Origin of the sequence: Psychrobacter piechaudii (genome assembly GCF_900162825.1) — a bacterium.
In the GTDB taxonomy this organism is placed as follows: domain Bacteria; phylum Pseudomonadota; class Gammaproteobacteria; order Pseudomonadales; family Moraxellaceae; genus Psychrobacter; species Psychrobacter piechaudii.
Map to the genome: position 1 here is coordinate 1 of NZ_FUGE01000166.1, position 6,118 is coordinate 6,118.

The 6,118-nt window shown below is 41.4% G+C and carries 5 protein-coding genes and 1 pseudogene; 5 read left to right on the forward strand and 1 reads right to left on the reverse strand.

Features of this window, described 5'->3' with window-relative positions; translation table 11 throughout:
* The 5 genes and pseudogenes from A1019T_RS13705 to A1019T_RS09395 form a co-directional block, all read left to right on the forward strand.
* A pseudogene (locus A1019T_RS13705) lies at positions 1-81 on the forward strand (RNA-guided endonuclease TnpB family protein); the annotation flags it as partial.
* A gap of 225 nt (positions 82-306) precedes the next feature.
* Complete coding sequence (locus tag A1019T_RS09380; protein WP_077451422.1) at positions 307-1,104, forward strand: hypothetical protein; 798 nt, start codon at positions 307-309, stop codon at positions 1,102-1,104.
* A 51-nt stretch (positions 1,105-1,155) separates the two neighbouring features.
* A complete protein-coding gene (locus A1019T_RS09385) occupies positions 1,156-1,596 on the forward strand; it encodes an ATP-dependent Clp protease adaptor ClpS (RefSeq protein ID WP_077451423.1) in 441 nt (146 codons plus the stop codon).
* 346 nt (positions 1,597-1,942) lie between these two features.
* On the forward strand, positions 1,943-4,495 hold the full coding sequence (locus A1019T_RS09390) for an AAA family ATPase (RefSeq protein ID WP_077451424.1): 2,553 nt from the start codon (positions 1,943-1,945) through the stop codon (positions 4,493-4,495).
* A 191-nt stretch (positions 4,496-4,686) separates the two neighbouring features.
* Positions 4,687-5,970: a transposase gene (locus tag A1019T_RS09395; RefSeq protein ID WP_077451425.1), complete on the forward strand. Its 1,284-nt coding sequence runs from the start codon at positions 4,687-4,689 to the stop codon at positions 5,968-5,970.
* A gap of 13 nt (positions 5,971-5,983) precedes the next feature.
* On the opposite strand, the gene A1019T_RS09400 is transcribed toward A1019T_RS09395, so the two are convergent.
* Positions 5,984-6,118, reverse strand: a 135-nt coding sequence (locus A1019T_RS09400) for a zinc ribbon domain-containing protein (RefSeq protein ID WP_143514102.1), incomplete at its 5' end; no start/stop codon positions are given.

The window sequence follows — 6,118 nt, forward strand, 5'->3', positions numbered from 1 at the left end:
CATGATAGAGATATCAATGCTGCTAAGAACATCCTCGCGGTCGGGCTTGACCGTCTAGCTGTAGGAATCCCCTCGGTTTAGCGAGGGGAGGAGGTCAATAAAATTAAAGTTTTAATTGTTGCTGTATATTACGATACGCTTGTTTATTTAAGTTGTTATAAATAATCTACGACATAAACATTACATTGAAGTTAATCTGTTGTTAGTTATTAGTTGGAGATTTAGGTATAATACCTTGCCTTAAATCTGCCTTAGAACATGGCGGCTTAACTAATTGCCGATTCACAAGATACGAGTCTAGAATACATGTCCACCGAAATCAGCAAATCCACTGCGAAAAATGTGAAGCGATCATCTCAAGCTGTGATGAGCCCGCTGATATTGGTATTATTTGCGAGCGCAGTATTATTGACTGGCGTTATAGCTACTGCCTTTGGCCATAAATTTGGTTATTATCGAGGCTATCAGGCATCGCAAAATGATACGAAACTAAAAGGTGATGCACAGCAACTATCTGCTGAAGATATCAAAAAACTTAAACAAAACGTTCAAACGTTAACCAGCCAATTAAATACGGCAAAACAAGAACGTGATATTAGTCTTAATAATTTAGGACAAATGCGTCAAGATATTCAAGAGTTAGAGATAAAGAACTTACAACTGATTCAGTTAAATGAAGTCTATGCTGATAGGGTGGTAGAGCAAGGTGGTTTACCGTTACAAGTGATAGGGGCGATGATGGAGCCCTTACCAGAGAATGCCTTTGAGTATCGCTTTGATGTGGCCATGTTGGCCAAAGATGGGAATCAACATCGCCTAAAACCAACTTTAACTTTATTGGATGAAGACAACTTAGTTGATGTCCCTCTAGAGCCAAGTACTTATGATATTAAAGGTGTTGCTCGTATCAGAGGTCGCTTTGTGATGCCAAAAGGATTCAGACCCAAGCAGGCTAAATTAACTCTTGAATCTAATGGACAAGAAGTTGAGCAAATTTATAATTGGCAATTATCTAGTCCAGTAGAGAAGATGCCACTTTCTTTGTCAGAGGTTCCAGAAACCGATCAACGCCCTGTCAAAGAGGGTAAAGGTAATACAGAATAACTCATAGTTACTATTGTTGATTGAACCAAACTTTTTACCTAATAGAGTATTATGAATAAAAGTACTGACATCACCAACATCTCTCAGCAAAATCCGCATAGTTCAGCAGATTGGCATCATCCTGCCACTCTGCCTATTTTGCATCCTGTAAAAACGCTACCCTCTAAATTGATAGATGAGGAAGGGGAAGAAGATGCCGAAGTAGAGGTTATGGTGGCTGATCCTGAGCTTGCTGAGCCGCCTATGTACGCCGTGGTTATGTATAATGACGACTATACCCCCATGGAATTTGTGGTCTATATTCTTCAGTCTGAATTTCGTCATGAAACCCCTAGAGCGGTTGAGATTATGCTAAATATTCATAATCAAGGCCGTGGCATTGCCGGTATTTATCCAAAGGATATTGCGGAAACCAAAGCCAAAAAAGTCAATCAAACCGCTCGCAAGGAAGGGTATCCTTTATTAACCCAGATTGAGCCTCATCAAAGTTAATTTTATAGCTTTCATCATAAATAATAATCTTTTCTAAAGCCTGCTTCTTCAGACCTTCACCTCGCTTAAATCCTCAATAACTCATTGAAATAAAGACCTAAATCTTTGTTTGTTTTGAGTATCCTTGGCCAATATCGCTACTAATACGACTTGATATTTAGGGTGTTCAACCCTATTTACTTAACATGTGGCTAAGATCTAAGTTACAAAAAAACTGTGATATAAACAATATCATATTCATAAACTACCCAAACGCCTTGTTAACTTGTTATAGTTAATTGGCTTTTAAAAAATTCTTATAAAGATCTTAGCAAATGAAAAATTACAATATTGACAGGATACCTCTATGTTAAGTCGTCATCTCGAAGTTTCCTTGCGTCTAGCCATGACGTTGGCTCGACAAAAGTCACACGAGTATCTAACAGTTGAGCACTTATTGCTTGCATTGTTAGAAAACAATAATGCTGCCACAACCTTAAAGGCTTGCGGGGCGGATATTGCAAGCTTACGCTCAGATCTTGAAGCTTATATCGAAAAACACACGCCTACCTTAGATGCTGACTTAGAGCAAACGCCTCAGGCCACTCAAAGTTTTGACCGCATCTTACAGCGTGCTATCTTCCATGTGCAATCTATTGGTTCAGGTAGATTGGTACAAGGATCAGATATCCTAGTATCTATGTTCTCAGAACATGATACTTATGCAGTATATTTACTGAAAAAACAGGGCGTAAGTCGCCTTGAGTTAACTCAGTACTTATCTCATGGCAATGAGGGGGATGAGACTCGAGACTCAGGCCCTGAGTCTGAAGCGGGAGAAGGCAAAGGGGCTAGACTAAAAAAAGATCCTCTGACTGAATTCGCTCAGAACTTAAATAAAAGAGCGGCAGAAGGTAAAACAGATCCATTAATTGGCCGCAGTAGTGAAATTGAGCGTACCGCCCAAGTATTATGTCGTCGCCGTAAAAATAACCCCTTATTAGTGGGCGATCCTGGGGTGGGTAAAACCTCAATTGCTGAAGGCTTAGCTTGGTTGATCATTAATAACAAGGCGCCTAAGCCGCTACAAGGCTGCGTTATTTATAGTCTAGATATAGGCTCTTTAATAGCCGGTACTAAATATCGTGGCGACTTTGAAAAGCGTATGAAAGCGCTTCTTGATGCTTTAAAAGCCAAGCCAAATGCTATTTTATTCATTGATGAAATCCATATGATTATTGGGGCAGGGTCTTCAATGAGCAGCAATATGGATGTGTCTAACTTGATTAAACCGGCGTTGGCCAATGGTGAGTTAAGATGTATCGGTTCTACTACCTTTACAGAGTATCGCCAAGTCTTTGAAAAAGACCATGCCTTATCACGTCGTTTCCAGAAGATTGATGTGAATGAGCCGAGCATTGACGATAGCATCGAAATTCTACGCGGTTTAAAACCACGTTATGAAGAGTTCCATAATGTGGAATATACCGATGCTGCTCTAGTAAGCGCGGTTAAGCTATCTGCTAAACATATTCATGAACGCTTTTTGCCCGATAAAGCCATTGATGTGATTGATGAGGCGGGTGCCTATAAGCGTTTAGGTATTACGCCAGAAGCGTATCAAGTAGAAGATCAAAATCAGCTAATTGATGAGCTTAACAATACTGATAGCTTGGATTTTGAGTCTGACATTGAAGCTGAAAATGAAGCAGATGAGCGTAGTTTGGCTCAGGAATTAGAATCTAATCTTCATAAAGAGGAGTCAGTAGAGACTGAAACCTCAGAGGACTCAGATAGTAGTGAAGAATCGGAAAGCGAAGAGTCGAAGAAAACTTCGCCTGCACCGACGGTCATTGATGTAGAAGATATCGAAGCGATTATCTCTAAATTGGCTCGTATTCCACCTAAGTCTGTGTCTAATGATGATAAGTCATTATTACAGCATCTAGAACGTGACTTAAACCGCTTGGTGTTTGGTCAAGACGAAGCCATTAAGACCTTATCTGACGCTATTAAGTTATCAAGAGCAGGGCTTAAGGCTTCGGACAAACCGATTGGATCCTTCATGTTTGCCGGTCCAACCGGGGTGGGTAAAACGGAAGTTTCTAAGCAGTTGGCTAACTTGATGGGTATTGAGCTGGTTCGCTTTGATATGTCAGAGTATATGGAAGCGCATACTGCATCACGCCTAATTGGTGCTCCTCCAGGTTACGTTGGCTTTGATCAAGGCGGTTTATTAACCGAAAAAATCAATCAGCATCCGCATTGTGTGTTATTGCTTGATGAGATTGAGAAGGCTCATCCAGATGTCTTTAACTTGTTACTACAAGTGATGGATCACGGGTCGCTTACAGATAATAACGGCCGCGTTGCCAGCTTTAAGCAAGTTATCTTGATTATGACCACCAACGTTGGGGCGGAAAACATTAGCCGTGCTTCTATGGGCTTTACTAAGCAGGACCACAGTAAAGACAACACAGAGGCATTAAATAGAGTGTTTACTCCTGAATTCCGTAACCGCTTGGATGCGATTATTCAGTTTAACCCTCTAGATCCGTCCATTGTTATTTCAGTGGTGGATAAGTTCTTAGTGGAGCTTCAAGCTCAGCTGGATGATAAGCAAGTGGTGTTAGAGATTGACGACGCGGTTCGTGAGTACTTAGCAGAAAAAGGTTATGACCGTCTGATGGGGGCTCGCCCAATGCAGCGTTTGATTCAAAATGAAATCAAAAAACCACTGGCCAATATGGTATTGTTTGGTGACTTGTCAGAAGGCGGAGTAGTTCATGTTACCTTGAATGATGAGCCCTTTGAAAGTCCACTTGATAGTGATGATAAAGCTGCTGCTGAAGGTAGCCGTATCCTGCTGACAGTGGTCGAAAAACATGGCCAACGTGGTGTTGAATACGCGGAAGGCTAGGTTTTGATAATATCTTATTGATATAATCGTTGTAACTTTATTGTGGTATTGCAAAAAAGAGGTTAGCCCAAGGTTGACCTCTTTTTTTATCACCAGTCGCCGTAAAACCACCCACTTCAGGGCATAGGTATCTACACAACTTAAAAAGAGCAAAAAAGAATGATAGAATCTTCCAGTATGGCATAGATAAAATGGAGCTAGATACGAGGCTCATCAAACGATATCAACAACTCGTACACAATCACACTCATCCAAATAGTAAAGTACAAGCGGGTATGAAAGCCAGTATTAATACACAAAGTAGTTTAGCTCAAACCCAAGCTTTATGGCGATTTGTTCACAATGACACTATTAGCTATCAAGAGCTTAGTAAGCCGTTACTTGAAAATAGCTTACAAGGATGTCGGGAGGAGTGCAAACGCTATGGACTTGTGATGCATGACTGGTCGCGGATAGCTTTAACTCATAGCAATAAGACAGATACCTATGCAATGAGTCATAAAACAGATGTTGGATATGAACTGCAATCAAGTATCCTAGTAAGTGACATCAATGGTAGCCCAATCGCCACACCGGCTCAAAACCTCATTACAGCAAATAGCGTACATAGCAGCTATCAGAAGACGCCTACCAAACAAACCCACCTCAATGAATTAACGGATCGTATTGAGTATTTAGACCAGCAGGGATTTGATAAGCCCTTGGTTCATATTATTGATAGAGAAGCCGATTCAGCGTTTCATATGCGTCAGTGGGAGGAAGGTAACCATCACTTTATCATCAGATCCAAAGCAGGCTCTTACCTTAGTTATAAAGGCAAATCTCAGCGCTCTAGTCAGATAGCGGAACAACTCGACTTTAAATATGAACGTCAAGTAAGTTATAAGGGCAGACTTGCCCATCAGTACATAGCTAGTGCCAATGTTGTTTTAACACGTCCTGCCAAACCTAAGGCAATTGATCCTAATACAGGCAAAAGAGTGACGCCTATCAAGGGTGAGCCCACCTCGCTAGTGCTTGTTGTTAGCCGGATTTATGATAAAAAAGATAAGCTATTAGCCACTTGGTATCTACTCACCAACCTGCAAGGCGATGAAGTGCCTGCAGGTGAGGTGAGTCAATGGTATTACTGGCGCTGGCAGATCGAGTCGTATTTTAAATTGCTTAAAAGTGCAGGTCAGCATTTAGAGCAGTGGTTACAGCAAAGTGGGGATGCCTTTTTTAAACGCTTATTGATTGCATCACAAGCTTGTACGTTAGTGTGGCGACTTATGCAAGCATCAGATAAACAATCGCGAGAGTTTGTTCTGTTTTTAGTACGTCTGTCAGGTCGGCAAATGAAACGCAGTAAACCCATCACTGCCCCTGCGGTAATGGCTGGTTTGTTCCAATGGCTTAACTTTAACGAGCTCGTTAACCATTACTCCCCTGATGAACTAGAATACTTTGCTGAGGCGGCTAGAAAACTTGTGTAGATACCTATGCTCGCTAAACCGAGGGGATTCCTACAGCTAGACGGTCAAGCCCGACCGCAAGGATGTTCTTAGCAGCATTGGTATCTCTATCATGCCATGTGCCACACTCAGCACAAGTCCATCCTCTTATTCGCAAACCTGCTCTACC

Coding starts and splice junctions, on each gene's coding strand:
- A1019T_RS09380 (WP_077451422.1), top strand. CDS start 307: ATGTCCACCGAAATCAGCAAATCCACTGCGAAAAATGTGAAGCGATCA.
- A1019T_RS09385 (WP_077451423.1), top strand. CDS start 1,156: ATGAATAAAAGTACTGACATCACCAACATCTCTCAGCAAAATCCGCAT.
- A1019T_RS09390 (WP_077451424.1), top strand. CDS start 1,943: ATGTTAAGTCGTCATCTCGAAGTTTCCTTGCGTCTAGCCATGACGTTG.
- A1019T_RS09395 (WP_077451425.1), top strand. CDS start 4,687: ATGGAGCTAGATACGAGGCTCATCAAACGATATCAACAACTCGTACAC.